The 15,392-nt window shown below is 47.2% G+C and carries 17 protein-coding genes; 14 read left to right on the plus strand and 3 right to left on the minus strand.

Going from position 1 to position 15,392, the window contains the following annotated elements; all coding sequences use genetic code 11:
• Positions 1-2: 2 nt before the first annotated feature.
• Positions 3-1,823, minus strand: a complete 1,821-nt coding sequence (locus WJM45_RS00810) for an ABC transporter ATP-binding protein (RefSeq protein ID WP_341327112.1) — start codon at positions 1,821-1,823, stop codon at positions 3-5.
• A gap of 312 nt (positions 1,824-2,135) precedes the next feature.
• On the opposite strand from WJM45_RS00810, the gene WJM45_RS00815 reads away from it, so the two are divergent.
• The 3 genes from WJM45_RS00815 (at position 2,136) to WJM45_RS00825 (ending at position 3,045) form a co-directional block, all read left to right on the plus strand.
• Positions 2,136-2,447, plus strand: a complete 312-nt coding sequence (locus tag WJM45_RS00815; RefSeq protein WP_341327113.1) for a DUF3301 domain-containing protein — start codon at positions 2,136-2,138, stop codon at positions 2,445-2,447.
• A gap of 83 nt (positions 2,448-2,530) precedes the next feature.
• Entirely contained in the window at positions 2,531-2,845 is a 315-nt protein-coding gene (locus WJM45_RS00820) for a YbjQ family protein (protein ID WP_341327114.1), read from the plus strand.
• Complete coding sequence (locus WJM45_RS00825) at positions 2,842-3,045, plus strand: DUF1289 domain-containing protein (RefSeq protein ID WP_341327115.1); 204 nt, start codon at positions 2,842-2,844, stop codon at positions 3,043-3,045. Before WJM45_RS00820 ends, WJM45_RS00825 begins: the two co-directional genes overlap by 4 nt.
• Before the next feature lie 454 nt (positions 3,046-3,499).
• On the opposite strand, the gene WJM45_RS00830 is transcribed toward WJM45_RS00825, so the two are convergent.
• Positions 3,500-3,874: a DUF6164 family protein gene (locus tag WJM45_RS00830; protein ID WP_341327116.1), complete on the minus strand. Its 375-nt coding sequence runs from the start codon at positions 3,872-3,874 to the stop codon at positions 3,500-3,502.
• Between the two features lie 518 nt (positions 3,875-4,392).
• Between WJM45_RS00830 and WJM45_RS00835 the strand changes: the two genes are divergently transcribed.
• The 9 genes from WJM45_RS00835 (at position 4,393) to WJM45_RS00875 (ending at position 12,994) form a co-directional block, all read left to right on the plus strand.
• Complete coding sequence (locus WJM45_RS00835; protein WP_341327117.1) at positions 4,393-4,623, plus strand: hypothetical protein; 231 nt, start codon at positions 4,393-4,395, stop codon at positions 4,621-4,623.
• 736 nt (positions 4,624-5,359) lie between these two features.
• The gene (locus WJM45_RS00840; protein WP_341327118.1) at positions 5,360-5,530 is read left to right on the plus strand and encodes a heavy metal translocating P-type ATPase metal-binding domain-containing protein; all 171 of its coding nucleotides are present in this window, start codon (positions 5,360-5,362) and stop codon (positions 5,528-5,530) included.
• Positions 5,531-5,573: 43 nt separating this feature from the next.
• A complete protein-coding gene (locus WJM45_RS00845) occupies positions 5,574-5,864 on the plus strand; it encodes a hypothetical protein (protein WP_014146685.1) in 291 nt (96 codons plus the stop codon).
• A gap of 269 nt (positions 5,865-6,133) precedes the next feature.
• Positions 6,134-6,742, plus strand: a complete 609-nt coding sequence (locus WJM45_RS00850; RefSeq protein ID WP_341327119.1) for a hypothetical protein — start codon at positions 6,134-6,136, stop codon at positions 6,740-6,742.
• A 258-nt stretch (positions 6,743-7,000) separates the two neighbouring features.
• On the plus strand, positions 7,001-9,451 hold the full coding sequence (locus WJM45_RS00855; RefSeq protein ID WP_341327120.1) for a heavy metal translocating P-type ATPase: 2,451 nt from the start codon (positions 7,001-7,003) through the stop codon (positions 9,449-9,451).
• An 8-nt stretch (positions 9,452-9,459) separates the two neighbouring features.
• Positions 9,460-10,287 carry a sulfite exporter TauE/SafE family protein gene (locus tag WJM45_RS00860; RefSeq protein ID WP_341327121.1) on the plus strand — a complete coding sequence of 276 codons (828 nt, stop codon included), beginning with the start codon at positions 9,460-9,462 and terminating at the stop codon, positions 10,285-10,287.
• A gap of 269 nt (positions 10,288-10,556) precedes the next feature.
• On the plus strand, positions 10,557-11,393 hold the full coding sequence (locus WJM45_RS00865) for a lysophospholipid acyltransferase family protein (protein ID WP_341327122.1): 837 nt from the start codon (positions 10,557-10,559) through the stop codon (positions 11,391-11,393).
• Positions 11,394-11,462: 69 nt separating this feature from the next.
• On the plus strand, positions 11,463-12,305 hold the full coding sequence (mepA, locus tag WJM45_RS00870; protein ID WP_341327123.1) for a penicillin-insensitive murein endopeptidase: 843 nt from the start codon (positions 11,463-11,465) through the stop codon (positions 12,303-12,305).
• A gap of 32 nt (positions 12,306-12,337) precedes the next feature.
• Positions 12,338-12,994, plus strand: coding sequence for a thiopurine S-methyltransferase (locus tag WJM45_RS00875; protein ID WP_341327124.1), 657 nt, complete (start codon positions 12,338-12,340; stop codon positions 12,992-12,994).
• 7 nt (positions 12,995-13,001) lie between these two features.
• Here the strand turns inward: WJM45_RS00875 and WJM45_RS00880 are convergent, their stop codons facing one another.
• Entirely contained in the window at positions 13,002-13,178 is a 177-nt protein-coding gene (locus WJM45_RS00880) for a hypothetical protein (protein WP_341327125.1), read from the minus strand.
• Positions 13,179-13,806: 628 nt separating this feature from the next.
• On the opposite strand from WJM45_RS00880, the gene WJM45_RS00885 reads away from it, so the two are divergent.
• The gene (locus WJM45_RS00885; protein ID WP_341327126.1) at positions 13,807-14,943 is read left to right on the plus strand and encodes a proton-conducting transporter membrane subunit; all 1,137 of its coding nucleotides are present in this window, start codon (positions 13,807-13,809) and stop codon (positions 14,941-14,943) included.
• A complete protein-coding gene (locus WJM45_RS00890; protein WP_341327127.1) occupies positions 14,937-15,392 on the plus strand; it encodes a hypothetical protein in 456 nt (151 codons plus the stop codon). The genes WJM45_RS00885 and WJM45_RS00890 overlap by 7 nt, the downstream gene beginning before the upstream one ends.

The raw sequence follows: 15,392 nt of genomic DNA on the forward strand, positions 1-15,392 counted from the left end.
ATTTATACTATTCCGCTAACCGCTTCTTCCGGCAAAAAACCACCTGCCTGCATTGACCAAAGCCGATGATAAAATCCTTTTCGACCCAGTAATTCATTATGGCTGCCGTCCTCGACGATGCGACCGTTATCAAAGACCAAAATGCGGTCGAGATGGGCAATCGTCGATAAACGATGCGCAACGGCGATGACGGTCTTACGACCCATGGCTCGGTCGAGATTTTCTTGAATGGTTTTTTCGGTGACCGAATCTAAACTGGATGTGGCTTCGTCAAGAATTAGAATCGGCGCATCCTTCAGCATGACGCGAGCGATGGCGATACGTTGACGCTGTCCACCGGACAACTTGACGCCGCGTTCTCCCACCAGAGCATCGTAACCTTCTTTCATATCGTTGATAAACTCGTCGGCATGTGCGAGATCGGCGGCGCCAATTATTTCCGCATCCGCCGCCTCCAGTTTGCCGTAACCGATATTTTCTTTGAGGCTGCGATGGAACAAACTCGGATCCTGAGGAATCACGCTGACTTGTTCATGCAAGGAATCTTGAGTTACACCGGCAATGTCGACACCATCGATCAGGATCGCTCCGTCTTGAGGTTCGTAATTGCGTAGCATTAGCGCGACAAAGGTCGATTTTCCGGATCCTGAAAAACCAACTAAACCAACTCGTTGCCCCGGTTCAATGATGACGTTCAAGTTTTCAAAAACCGGCTGTGAGGGATCGTAACCGAAGCGAACATGACGGAACTCGATTCTGCCATGTGTCACGGTTAGAGGTGTAGCTTCAGGTTTGTCGATAATTTCGTGAGGACGAACGATAGTCTCGACACCGTTGGCAACATTGCCGACATATTCGAAAAACTCTAAAAATCGCCGGGTTAGATTACGGGCATCGCTGATAATCAATAACGCCAAGGCAATGCTCATTGTAAAATCGCCAACACTGATTATGCCGCTTTCCCAAAGCGTGAGCGCATAGTAGACCGTGCCGATCTTGAGTGCGGCGGCGGCAATGAATTGAAACCAACGGACTCGTTCCATATACCAAAATGTGCGGCGTCCGGCACGAACTTCGGTTTCCAAATATTCGTTCAAATAACGGCGCTCGTAATTGAGCCTGGCAAACAACTTGGCGTTAAGCATATTGCTGACCGCATCGACGATTTTGCCGTTGACATGGCTGCGAGTCGCTGCGTAACTTTTTGCATATTGCTGACAACGAGTGGCAAGCCAATAAGAAATGACAATATACGATAATACCCAGCTTGCAACGTATTGCCCTAGTCCTTGATTAACCTCAAGCAATAAAAAAATCGAAACGATAAAGGTTACCGTAATTGGCCAAAATTCGCATAAAACCGACCACGTCGTATGATTGACGCTGATCGCGGTTTCGCTAATGCGATGCGCCAGTGCTCCGGCAAAGTGATGACCGAAGTAACTAACCGAGTGATACTGCAAATAAGCAAAAAGTTTTTGTGTTGTTCTTTGCCGCAAACGAGGTCCGATAATAATCAGCAATGCACCGCTGGTTCGACTGAAGATAATTTCGGCCAAAGCCAAGCCTATCAGCAATAGCAATGGTTGTTGCAGTGTTTTCAGTACCGGGCCGGTTTGTTCGGTCAATGAAGCGACGCCATCCATAATGGCCTTGACTGCATAAGGCACCAGAATATTGCATGCCGCCTGTCCTGTCTCGAGAATTAACATTAACATCAATAAAACCGGGAAACTGCTAATACAGTACAGGATAAATTTGATCGTGCCGGTAGGGAGGTCCGGGGCTTCTCGTGCGCGTTGGAAAGAAGAAGGCTTAGGCATGAGTACTGTTATCTACTTTGCTCGTCATCTCTTTGCTTCCTAGGTTGATATCGAAATTTGTGTGATGGGTATAATTTGCATTAATCGGTAAGAAAATGCCGATCTAATAATTGTCAATGAAACTTCAATATTAGCCGGTAAATCAAGGAGCATTTCAAGATCGATTCGAAGTGCTTCCGCAAGCAAATTTGGCCGCGCGAAGTATACCTTGTTTGCTAAGCCAATAAAATTCGGATAGATTGCACCGATTGTTGGGTCGTATTACAGGTATCAATCGATCTTTACACTAATACTCAAATTTAGGGTCGACCAATGCAAGTTGAAGTGCTTCTGATTTTTTTATTGATTGTAGCGCTTTTCTGTTGGTCGGATGCTTTGTCTATTAGAGAATATGCTTATTTGGCCGTAAGAAAACACTGTGCGGATATGGGTGTGCAAATGTTGGACGATTGTGTCGCATTGAGCCGAATGACGTTTAAAAGAGATGAGTTCGGTAGGTTAAGGCTGATGCGTTCTTTCGAATTCGAATTCTCGGCATCGGGCGATGATCGTTATATCGGGGTGATAACGATGACCGGTCGGCGAATTGAATCGATTCAGATGCCGCCTTACCGGATGATATAAAATTTACGGCGGCGTGCTAATCGAGTTTTATGCCCGTTTGTAAGCGGCGGGCCTAGACTTTTATTTAAAAAGGAAAATTAACAATGATTTTTACAACAACACCTGATGTGCCGGGACGAGAGATTACTGAAAACTTGGGCGTGGTAGTGGGTAATATTGTGCAATCCAAGCATGTAGGGCGCGATTTCATGGCGGCTTTAAAAGGATTGGTTGGCGGTGAAATTAAAGGCTATACAGAAATGTTGGCCGATGCCAGGGATCTTGCCATTGAAAGAATGGTGACCGAAGCGCAGCGTCGCGGCGCCGATGCTGTAGTTAATATTCGGTTTACGACCAGTGCGATCATGGCCAATGCGTCCGAAATCATGGCTTACGGAACTGCGGTAAAACTCAAATGATTGAGCGTCAACGCATCGATTCTCCTTGCGTCGGAAATTGCTGTCTCGATGAAGCCGATGTTTGCCTAGGTTGCTACCGTACGCTCGAAGAAATCAAATCTTGGGGGGAGGTAGATGATGAAGCGCGTATCAATATTCTTAACAATGTTTCGCAAAGGGCCAAGCAAAAAGTGTATTCCGATCGTGTAAATTGTTGTTGAATTAGGCGCGGAAATAGGCGTCGAGTAAAAAAGTAGTCGTTTTTGCTAAGCCTGTTCGCGGTTTTGACTGTTGATGATTGAGCGATGGCTTATGCGCAAAGCCATGGAATGCGTTTAATGGAAGGATGCCGGGCAGAATCAAGTCGAAGAATTTATATTTGAACCTTATTAAAACTGTGTTATTTAACACAGTTTTAATAAGGTATCTTGCCATAGCCGCCGCCAGGGATCTGCGAAATCTAGAGAAGGTATGACAAAGCTTAGCTATTCACATTCATGATCGAGGCGAATGCCCAAATGACCGCTTAACCCAGCTTTAACAAGTGTAGTGCCTACCGCCTATGCTATTGAAATATAATAATTAAAAATCATGCCAAATTTAACTTTGTAGTGCCATAAAATTAATTATTGCATATTATTCAATAGCCTATTGACGCGTAATGTTAAGGCTGGGTTAAGGCACTGTAAAGCCGAATTCGAAAATCAGCTTTACAGATGCATAAAGTACCAATGCGATAGCGGCAAGATAAACCAGCAAACGTATAGAGTTATGCTTTAGATTGCCTAAAAGTGTTGGCGCTTTGCCTTCTTTTTTAAGTTGTTCGTACAATGCTCGTTGGGTCAGCGCACGCTGCTTTTGATATTGATGCAGCAGGATTTGTGCCTGTTGGAGTTGGGTTTGATCACTAAGCCATAAAGCCGGCATCGAAATTCCCCAGTTACCCGCCGACGTTTCATAAAAGTCGATCGAATGTTCGCTTAGAAGTTCGCGTACTTCCTCGGCCTCGTCTTCTGGTACCCCTCTGAGTGAAAATAGTAAATGCGGCATAGTTTATGGAAAAAATAATGGGTTTATTTGTATTGTATGCGATAACGGTGCGCTCTTTCATTGCTATGATTCTAAGTTTATATAATTCAATGGCTTAGTTAATAGGCACTACAATTTTTTGGGCTCTGCATACGTTAAAAAATGCAAGCCCCCATCAATACCGGAAACACTTAAAAATTCAAAGTGAATTGTAGGCTTCGCTGAGCGTACCTGATGTTGGCGCAGAGTGCTTCTATATCCGCAATACAAAGCTTGGCTTGCCTCGATCGACACATCCCATACCTTTTATTCTTGAACGTTTTTTAATCAAAAGGGAGTAGGGCGGAAATGAAACAGTCTGTTTCTAAAAATAGGCCAAATGACACAATAAAACAGTGTTATTTAACCTATTTTTTTATTGCTTCCTCTATGATTGTTTTCTTTGTTCTGTAAAATCATGCAGTTATAAGTTGGCATTTATTATGCTTAGATTCATAGTACTGAGTTAATTGCCTAATTGTCTACAGAGGTGAATAAAAATGAGTCAAGATTTAACGCGTGTGGAAACTGAAGTCAATGTTGATAACAATGGCGCTCTGTTAGTGGGTGCGGGTTTAGCTGTAGCATCCATGATAGTGTTGCCGGCTTTGGCAATGCGGTTAGGCTTGGGGGCAAGCTTAACCGGTGCATTAAGAATCGCGTTAATGAAAGCATCAAATCGTGCCGCGAGCGGCGCTTATCGATCATCGACAAAAACGGCCGCTTCGTAATTATTCCCTTTGCTAGTCAAACTTCGGCGCCGGAGCTTTTTTTAACGGGCTTCCGGCGCCGAAGTTTGTTTTATGATTGTAACTATTCAGCCCCCGGCAATTATCGATCCCACGCTCTGCACTCGCCGTTATACACAAGTACCGGTAAAGGTGCTGAACAGAGTTTATCGAATACCTGGGTACGGTACTGTTTGAAAAATCAGTGGATATTGAAAGTCAATGGCTTTCCCTCACCTAGCGTTAGGTGAGGGACGACGAAGGCGTCGCTCCCACAAAGGGCGGATGCTCTGTGGGAGCGATCCCCAGATCGCGATTTCGAAACCTAGTGTGTTAAGCGACAATCAATGGTATCGAGGCCTCATTAGCTAAGATTGTAAAACAGTAATTTTTTTCTGGTTCCCACGGTCCTCCGTGGGAACCCATACCTTGTCAGCCGAGGCAAGATCGGTATGCGTTCCCACGCTGGAGCGGTGGGAACGAGGAAAACGGTAATTTTTGACTTATGTATAACGATGAGCGCTCTGCGTGTGAACGATAGGGGGTATTAATAATTGCTTATGATTAGTTCCCTGCCTTTTTCGGGCCGTTCTATACTTTTCTTATCAAGCAACAACCTTTGTTAAATTAAATTGTTATTAGTTCTCATGAACTTGCTTTAGCCCTTACAGTAAGCGCTTGTTGTGTAAAATTTATTTTGCTAATATCGGCCGATAGGAAATGAAATCAAGAATTCAGAATGAACGATACCAAAAAAGCTTGTGATTTATGTGGTTTAACGGTGGAGACGCCGGGGTTCACGTTGAAAACCAATGAAGGTGATAAAGATTTTTGTTGTGAAGGGTGCAAAGGAATCTATCAAATGCTGCACGAGGATCAAATTCTACCTGAACCCGAAAAGTCCGAGTAAGCCAACTTCTATCATCAATTTAAATAATTAAGGAAAAGATTAAATGAAACATGTGCACGGCAAAACCGCACAACAGGGGATGAATTCCATGTCTAAAGAAATTGTTAAAGGTTCGATGGCCTCCGCCACGGTTCAAGGCGGAAGCAAATTGCTCGGTAAAGCAGCCAAGCATCCGTTATTGGTTTTTGGCTTAGGTGTAGCCGCCGGTTACGTGATCTATAAATACCGTAAGGAAATTATTTCGGGAACCACGAAAGTGGTCGATGCCGGAAAAGATTTTGTTTTGCAACAAAAAGAAAATTTAGAAGATATCGTTGCAGAAACAAAAGAATAATAGCGTATATATACCTTTCGCACTTCAAATTTCGGCAGTGCCCGAGGAGGCGCCGAATTTTTATCTACGATGGGTATACTTCGGCCATATTTTGTTATGGCAAGATTATTTTATTCGACGCTGATAAAGATATAAGCGATAGTGACTGCATTAATCGATAAAAGGGTCGAATAGATCCGCGAATTTGTTTATGCGGAGTATTTAACGGGTGTTCTGTACTGATTTGTCGGAACGCCCGTTTTTGTTTCTACTAAGGCAATGTTTGAATTATGGCTATCCAAAGAAGTTTTGTGATGCGTTATCGGGAGAACGGGCACGTCAGGTTTCAAATCCCCTCGGCAGCCTGCGATTCCGCAGCGGCTAAAGCGTTGACCGAAAAATTGCTTGAACTCGAAGGAGTTTATCGGGTCGTGCTATATCGGCGGCAACAAAAATTATCGATACGTTTTCAAGAAACGATTTGCGAGTTCGAATCACTGGTCAAGCAGTTGTATAAAATCCTGGACGAAATTGAGAAAGCGAGGCTTTTTAATCCGAAGCCAATAGCCAAACCGAGGCTCTGGAAAGAACGGGCTAATCGTAATAAAGCCAAGTCGGAACCCCTCAATTGGTTTAAACAAAAATACACCGATGCCAAAGATACGGTACATGCCGCTCAAGTCGTCGGAAAAATCGGCTTGAAAAAACCCAAAGCTTTTTTAAACGATCCTGAAAAAGCCGTCATCGACTTTTTGAACGATATTTTAGTGCTGTTTCTGATCAAGTTGCATTGGCAGCACATTACCCAGCAATGGATCGTGAAGCCATTCAAATATCGTTATGAATGGATGGCGATCTTCTATATGTTTTATTTATTGATACGGTCACGTAAAAAATAAATTCGTAATTATTCAGTATAAGTCATGTATGAGAAGGTGTCAGGCATTGATTTATAAGGCTGTCTGCAACAGGACGTTGCAGTCAGAGCTTACAGGGATGTATTCACGCGTCCTTAGAAATCAATGCCTGACACCAACCTACCGCATGAGCTGAATAGTTACATAAATTCTTTATTTCTATGCCGCCTTGTGCGACATATTTTTCAAATCGCAGCGTTTGTTGTTATTCACTGGCTTGATATTACTGTCTAAATCGATATGGATTCCCAAAGCGTGACTTTTAAAAACTTTCGGCTTGTTCATCAATTATCCCGGCGCATTCGGATCGAATCTCCAATACTAAAAAAAGACCAAGAGCGGGGTTACATTTTTGAAATCCTGCTAAAAAAGCGACCGGAAATTAAAGCGGTACGTTCAGTTTTTTCGCTGGGTTCGGTTGTGATTGAATTCGACCCGGCCAGTCTACCGAAAAAGAATTTACTGATTTTGATCGATGCGGTCCTGGGCAACATCGCCCATAAACAAAGCATCGACCATCAAGCAAGAAAGAAAGACTTTGACGGTCCCCTGCAAGAAGTCGATCTTGCCGTCGAAGGCATGACTTGCGCGTCGTGCGCTTTGCTAATCGAAATGGTTCTGAAACGCGATCCGGCGATCAAGCAAGCCAGCGTCAATTTCGGTACCGAAACTTTAACCGTCCATGGGCAGCTCGATAAGGATGAAGTCGGTGTAAGAGTGGCGTCGCTTGGTTACAAAACCTATGCGATGGATACCTTGTCGCAACGCAAAATTCTGATTGAAAAAGAACAGCAACGTATTTTGACGGCACGAAGCCGTTTCGTTTGGTCGGGAATATTGAGTCTGCCCGTTGTTGCGGTCGGCATGAGCATGCCGTCGTCGCGCTGGCTGCATTGGCTGCAATTCGGTTTGACGACACCGGTCGTATTTTGGTCCGGCCGGCAGTTTTTCAGCAAGGCTTTTCGTTTGGCGAAACACCGAGCGGCCAACATGGATTCATTGATAGCATTGGGCGTCGGTTCCGCCTACGGTTATAGTTTGCCGGCGTTGTTTCGAAACAGAGGTCACATTTATTTCGAAGCGGCCGCCGCGATCATTACCTTTGTCTTGTTGGGGCGCTATCTCGAAGAAAATGCGAAGGGCAAGGCCGGAGAGGCGATCCGAAAATTAGTCGATTTGCAGCCGCAAACCGCGACGTTGTTGCGCGACGGCGAAGAAGTCACGATCGATGTCGACGATATCGCAATCGACGATATTTTATTGGTGCGTCCAGGTGAAAAAATACCGACCGACGGCCAAGTGATTCATGGCGTTTCGACGGTCGACGAAGCGATGGTGACAGGCGAAAGTTTACCGGTCGTCAAGGAAGTCGGTCAAAAAGTGATAGGAGGCTGCGTCAACGGCAGCGGCGTATTGAAGATACGTGCGACTGCGGTCGGCATGGACACCGTGCTGGCCGGTATCGTACACATGGTCGATCAGGCTCAGGCAGCCAAATTGCCGATTCAGAAACAGGTCGATAGAATCTCGGCGGTGTTCGTGCCCTCGGTCATGGTTTTTTCAGGCTTGACGATGGGCGGGTGGTTGCTGGTTGGTGCGCCGTTCGCGCATGCCTTCGGTAATGCGATTACCGTGTTATTGATCGCTTGCCCTTGTGCATTAGGCTTGGCGACTCCGGCGGCAATCATGGTGGGTACCGGCCGCGCGGCGCGCGAAGGTGTTTATATCCGCAACGGCGAAAGTCTGGAACTGGCGGCCAAGCTCGATGCGATCGTGTTCGATAAGACCGGCACGATTACCGAAGGTAAACCGAAAGTCAGCGAGTGGCTCAATATTTCCGGAATAGACGATGTGGAAGTCTTGTTGTTGGCTGCGTCGGCAGAAAACAATTCGGAGCATTTCCTCGGTAAAGCGATCGTAGACTATGCCAAAGAGCATTCGATGGTCCTACAGGAATGCAGTCATTTCAAGAGCGAAACCGGACGCGGGATTTTAGCCGAAGTTGGGGGAAAAAATTTATTATTGGGCAATAGAGGGTGGTTGATTGACCAAGGTGTTTCGGTTGACGCCTTATCGAAAGAAGCCGGCGAATATGCCGGGCAGGGTAAGACGCCCGTGTTTATGGCGATAAACGGCAAGGAGTCGGCTGTTTTCGGTATTGCCGATAAGCCGCGGCCACAAGCGGGTAAAGCGATCGCAAGATTGAATAAAATGGGTGTGCATACGCTGATGGTGACCGGTGATACCGAAAAAACGGCTAATTATATTGCCGCGAAAGTCGGTATCGAAACGGTTATCGCGAACGCGAAGCCCGAGGATAAATTGGCGATTATTCACGAATTCCAACAACAAGGTCGTCATGTCGGCATGATCGGCGACGGTATCAATGATGCCCCGGCACTGGCGGCGGCCGATGTCGGTTTTGCGATAGGCAGCGGCACCGATATCGCGATCGAATCGGCCGATATGACGCTAGTCAGCGGCGATATTACCAAAGTGACCGATGCAATCGAGCTCAGTACCGATACGATTCGTATCATCAAGGAAAATTTGTTTTGGGCGTTCGGTTATAACACGGTCGCGATTCCGGTCGCGGCCTTGGGTAAGCTTAATCCGATGATCGCCTCGGCGGCGATGGCGCTGAGTTCGGTGTCCGTGATCGTCAATTCGTTGCGCTTGGGTAAAAAATAGGATTTCAAATGGATCATTCGACAATGGATCACGGCATGCATCATATTGCTGCAGCCGGCGGTTTCGACTACAGTCTGGCTTTTATGGCCGGATTGTTGGGCAGCGGACATTGTTTGGGAATGTGCGGCGCATTGGTTTCCGGTTACTTCATGAAATCAGGACCGTCCAGAAGCTATCTCCCATATTTCGCCTATCAACTCGCGCGCATTTTCGTTTATACGATGGTCGGCTTCGCCGCCGCCTCGCTCGGAGTCGTTTTGGTTTCGAGCGGTCTGTTCGGCAAGCTGCAAAGTCTGCTGCAAATGGTGATCGGCGCAGTCGTGATCCTTTTGGCTTTGGGTATTCTCGGTTGGATACCGTTTCAAGGCTCGATTCGATTGATTCCGATGAATGTGTTACGCAAGGGCTATGCATCTGCGAGCACCAAAGGTCCGGTCATCGGCGCGCTGATTGCCGGTTTTTTGAACGGTTTGATGCCGTGCCCGTTGACGTTCGCAATGGCTGTCAAGGCTACCTCCGCGACAACCATTGCCGAGGGCGGATTGTTGATGCTGACTTTCGGTGCCGGAACGCTGCCGATGATGCTGTTCATCAGTGTCGCGTTCGGTAAGATGAGCGCGCATTTCAGAGGCTTGATGTTGAAAACGGCGGCCTTGATCATGATCGTAATGGGTTCGAATACGATCTATATGGGACTGTCTTTCTATGTCGAGGAGCATCATCATCACCGCGATTTCCTGCATGATTTGAAAGATAGAATTGATGAATTGATTGTATTTTTAACCGAATTCGTCGACTATCTCGGCACCATGGTTAATAATGTGCCGGGAACGTAAATATACCCATTACTAGTCGCATTTCGGCGCCTGGGTGAATGTAAGTATTTAGTCTCTCTTTGAAAAAGAGGGGTTAGGGCAGACTATTTTAATAAATCCCCTCAATCCGTATTTTTCAAGTTTTGGCGCGATATCTTAAACATCGTCTCCGATGATTTAAATTATGCCTTGTTTCGAAATACGTCTCAACCGAGCCGGCTCTTAGAAGCAACCTAAACCGCGGGCGCTTCGGCACCGAATTTTCGGACATAAAAATAACCCGTTTGATAATGATTCAAAGCGTCAGCCGAACATTAAACCGAATAACGAAAAGCCATCAGCCTCAGATAAAGCGGCTGAATTATTATTGGCGTTTGTTTGGTACCGGGTTCAGTTTTTTTACCTTCGGCGCCGGCGGATTTTTATTATGGGTTTTGGTTTTTCCGGTGTTGTCGATCATTCCAGGAACTCACGAGAGTAAGATCCGCCGGGGCCAACAAGTCGTTCATTACAGTTTTTACGCGTTCATCGGCCTGATGCATCGAATCGGCGTGATGACCTACGAGATCGAAGGGCTGGAAAAACTCAATAGGCCCGGGCAATTGATCGTCGCCAATCATCCGACATTGGTCGACATCGTCTTTCTAATCAGCCGAATCAGCCAAGCCAGTTGCATCGTCAAGGCCAGTCTTTGGCGCAATCCGTTCATGCGAGGGCCGATCCTCAATGCCGGCTATATCAGCAACGGCGACCCTGAAATCATGATAGACGAATGCGTGCAAAGGCTGCAGTCGGGCGGCACAATGATCATCTTTCCGGAAGGCACCCGCTCGGTGCCCGGCAAGCCTTACCGGTTTCAACGCGGCGCGGCTAGCATCGCAATACAAGCGCATGCGATCGTAACGCCTGTGACGATGTCCTGTTATCCCAGTACGCTGACCAAGGCCGAAAAGTGGTATCAAATACCCCGCCGGCGCTTTCATCTTGCAATGCACGTCGGCGAGGATATCCCGATGCAAGAATTCAACTCGCTGCAGCCACGGTCGATTGCAGTGCGTCGCTTCAACAGTTATTTGCAGGATTATTTCACGCGTCAACGAGTGCTCTACGAGAAACATGGAAAATGATGATTGATGTTGCGGTCATGAAATGATCCCTTTCGCATTTTTCGCCAATCGCTATTCCAATCGATATCCATGAAAAAATTACTGATCATCATCCTTCTATTAACAATTGCGACGCTTGCCGCAGCAAATCCTCCATTACAGAAATGGGCCAAAGTAACAGAACCTGCGCCGGCCCGCGATATTGCGCAAAGCATTGGCAACTATACGGCCGGGTGTATTCGTGGAGCGGTATCGTTGCCGTTCAGAGGCGAGGGTTATCAAGTGATGCGTTTGTCGCGCAAACGCTATTACGGCCATCCCGATTTGATTCAATTCATCGAAAACATGGGTCGTGAAGCGATGGCGCAAGGCTGGGGAACTCTGTTGATCGGTGATTTGGGACAGCCTCGCGGCGGCCCGACTTTGACCGGACACCGCAGCCATCAAACCGGTCTCGATGTCGATATCTGGTATTTAATATCGCATAAGGCTACCTTGCGATCATTGACGATGGAAGAACGGGAAAAATGGAGCGCTCCGTCAGTGGTAAGGACTGCCATCGACCGCATCGATGATTCCCAGTGGACGCAGCGCCATGATCGTATACTCGAAACGGCGGCGCGCATGCCTGAAGTCGAACGGATATTCGTCAATGCCGCGATTAAACGTCATCTGTGCGAAGATTCGGCCGAACGCGATTGGCTCGGAAAGATTCGCCCGTGGTGGGGGCATCACGATCATTTTCATGTGCGCTTGAAATGCCCGCAAAACAATCTCGATTGCCGAAGCCAAGAGCCTATCCCTGAAGGCGACGGCTGCGATGCATCGCTCGATTGGTGGTTTACCGCCGAAGCGAAAACGCCCGCAGCACCGACCGCCCCGGCCAAAGCGCCGGAGTTGCCCGCGTTATGCGAAGCTGTGTTGAATGATTGAAACCAATGAACGGCTAAATAGAACGAGAAACTATGCATCAAGAATTCTGGCTGGAACGCTGGCAACAAAATCAGATCGGTTTTCATAGTGAAAGCATCAATCCGCATTTAGAACAATATTGGCCGGCATTGCATATCGAAGCGGGATGCCGGGTCTTCGTGCCGTTGTGCGGAAAGAGTAACGATATGCTGTGGTTGCTCGCGCAAAACTATCGAGTTATCGGCGTCGAATTGAGTCCCTTGGCGGTCAACGCGTTTTTCACCGAGAACAAGGTACCGGCAACCGCAGGGCGTAAAGACAAATTCGAAGTGTGGGAAAACGATGATCTATGCATTTATTGCGGCGATTTTTTTCACCTGATAGAGGACGATTTAACGGGGATTGATGCCGTTTATGATCGGGCCTCGCTCGTTGCGCTGCCGCCGGAGATGCGCGCGGATTATGCGGCGCATATGAAGCGCTTCCTTAAAACCGGAACGAAAATATTATTGGTGGCATTCGATTATCCGCAGCAAGAAATGGATGGGCCGCCGTTCAGCGTGCAATGCCAAGAAGTAGAAATACTATATCGAGATTGGTGTCGGATCGATTTGCTGCACACCGAGGATATATTGTCTAAAGAGCCTCGTTTTCGGGAAAGAGGCTTAAGTCGTTTGCAAGAACAGGTCTATATCTTGACGGTTTTATAATCCATCGTCAAATGCGTTCTTTCAAAGCGTATGCCTCCCCATTCAAACTTGCCACAGCCGCGTCGGAAAATTCGATATTCTCGACAACGACATTATTACCTTTGATGACCCAAATGGCTTTGCCTTCGGCGGATTTTCCAAAAGCCTGAAGATGCGCCCGCCCGCCGGAGCCGCGTAATGTCAAACGATGCTGCCGCCAAACCGTGACATCGCCCGAATAGATACCGGCATCGATGTTTACTGTATCGCCGTTCTTGGCGATTCTTCGTTGGTTTTGAAAATTGTATTCGCATAAATGAAAGCGATATGGGCTTGAAATGGCTATGTTCGCGGTAACAATTGGCGCCGCCTCGACATGGACTACATCGGGGCCTCGCGGTCGTGGATTCCTCGTTCCTAGGTTCTGGATCCTGGCAATTGCTGTCGGGATGGCGATACTGATTTTTTATCCATTAGCGCACACAAGTAATCGAAAAAACAATCGCTTGTGATCTATTTAAAGTAAGTATTCTCCCAACTCAAATTTAGGATTGCAAAACACTCGTTCGCTCAAGTCCGATTGTGAATATGCATATTTTTAGCGGCACTAGTCAGAGTGTCTTCGTTAGCGATCATCCAAAAATAATAATGCAGAAATCATATATATAAAAGAACGTTTATTTTAATTATATATATTTGATGAAACTGTTATGGGTTGCTAGTATGCCTGCAATTCAATCATTGGGGGTGCTCATGATGCGTTGTATCAGATTTCAAAGTGGTTTATATCCGATCGAAAACTTCCTTTAGATTGCCTACGGAGATTTCTTTAAATGATGACCTTGCTGACTTTTCTTGTAATCGCTGGACCTTTATTGCTGTTTTTACTCGGACTGGCGCCATCAGGGTGGGCCGAACGTAATCCTTTGAAGTTCGTTCGATTAGCCGAGTCGGTCGCTATAGTGGGTTTAGTTTCTGCAGTACTAGCAACATGGGGTTACTCTGAACACGGACTGATCGAACAAGGGTTTGCCGGAATCGATATTTACTTCGATGCACTCTCGGCGACGATGTTGATATTGGTTTCCTTCGTGAGCGTCATCGTCATTCGATATTCGCGTAATTATTTGGCTGGCGATCCCGGACAGGGACGCTTCATGAAGTGGTTGGCGCTGACGATCGGTGCCGTACTAACGCTGATCGTGTCGGGTAACTTGGTGTTATTCACGCTGGCCTGGATGGCGACCAGCCTCAAACTCCATCAATTGCTCACTTTTTACTCAGACCGTCCGACAGCACTGATCGTCGCGCGCAAGAAATTCGTGATCAGTAGGATCGGCGATCTGTGTCTGATTCTGGCGATGGCGTTAATCTATCAGCGCTTCGGCAGCCTTCGTTTCGGAGAAATTTTCGCGGCGGCCGATATCGTATCGACAACTTCTCAGTCTGTCGATGCCGGCAGCGAGTTATCGTGGATCGGCATCTTACTCGTGTTGGGGGCCTTGTTGAAATCCGCACAATTCCCATTCCACAGCTGGCTGCCTGAAGTCATGGAGACGCCGACGCCGGTATCGGCATTGATGCACGCAGGCATCATCAACGCCGGCGGTTTTCTGATCGTCCGCATGAGCCATGTAATGATACTCGCGCCGTCCGCCTTAGATCTACTTGCAGTCTTCGGAGCAATAACAGCCTTGTTTGGCTCTCTGTGTATGCTGACGCAAACCAGTGTCAAAAAGTCGTTGGCCTTCTCGACAGTCGGACAAATGGGCTTCATGATGCTGCAATGCGGTCTGGGAGCCTTCTCATCGGCGATACTGCATATCGTCGCGCATTCCTTATACAAAGCGCATGCCTTCCTTTCCAGCGGCAGCATCGTCGATATCGCAAAGGCGTCGTGGGTTCCCTCGTGCGCAAAAAACGCGATTCATGGCACTTGTTTAGCGGTTTCGTACTCGCACTGGTGTTGACATTTTCAGTGTCCACGTTGTTCGGCTTCACTTTTTCGAATCACCCGGGTGTCTTGATTCTGGGCGCCATTCTGCAGATCGCATTGACTTATCTACTCTGGAACGCGATCGAAATTCATATCGGCAAGCGCCTGTTCATACGCGTCGGCATCATTGCCGGACTCGTATCGGTCGTTTACTTCGCTCTGCAAGCCGCGTTCATCGGGTTATTGCAAAATGCACTGCCGACTGCAGAGCTGGCGAGCGGGCCTTTCGACATCGGGCTGTTATTGTTCATATTGATGTCGTTCATGTCGGTGTTATGGCTGCAAGTACGCTTCTCCAGCGGCGATATTGGTTCAGGTTGGCAATCGGCTTACGTTCATTTTTATAACGGCCTTTATATCAGTAGTTTCGCGAACTTGTTGATTCGCCGCTATTGGCCAGCCAAGTCCCCTCGTCATTCTTGA

Origin of the sequence: Methylotuvimicrobium sp. KM2 (assembly GCF_038051925.1) — a bacterium.
Lineage (GTDB): Bacteria > Pseudomonadota > Gammaproteobacteria > Methylococcales > Methylomonadaceae > Methylotuvimicrobium.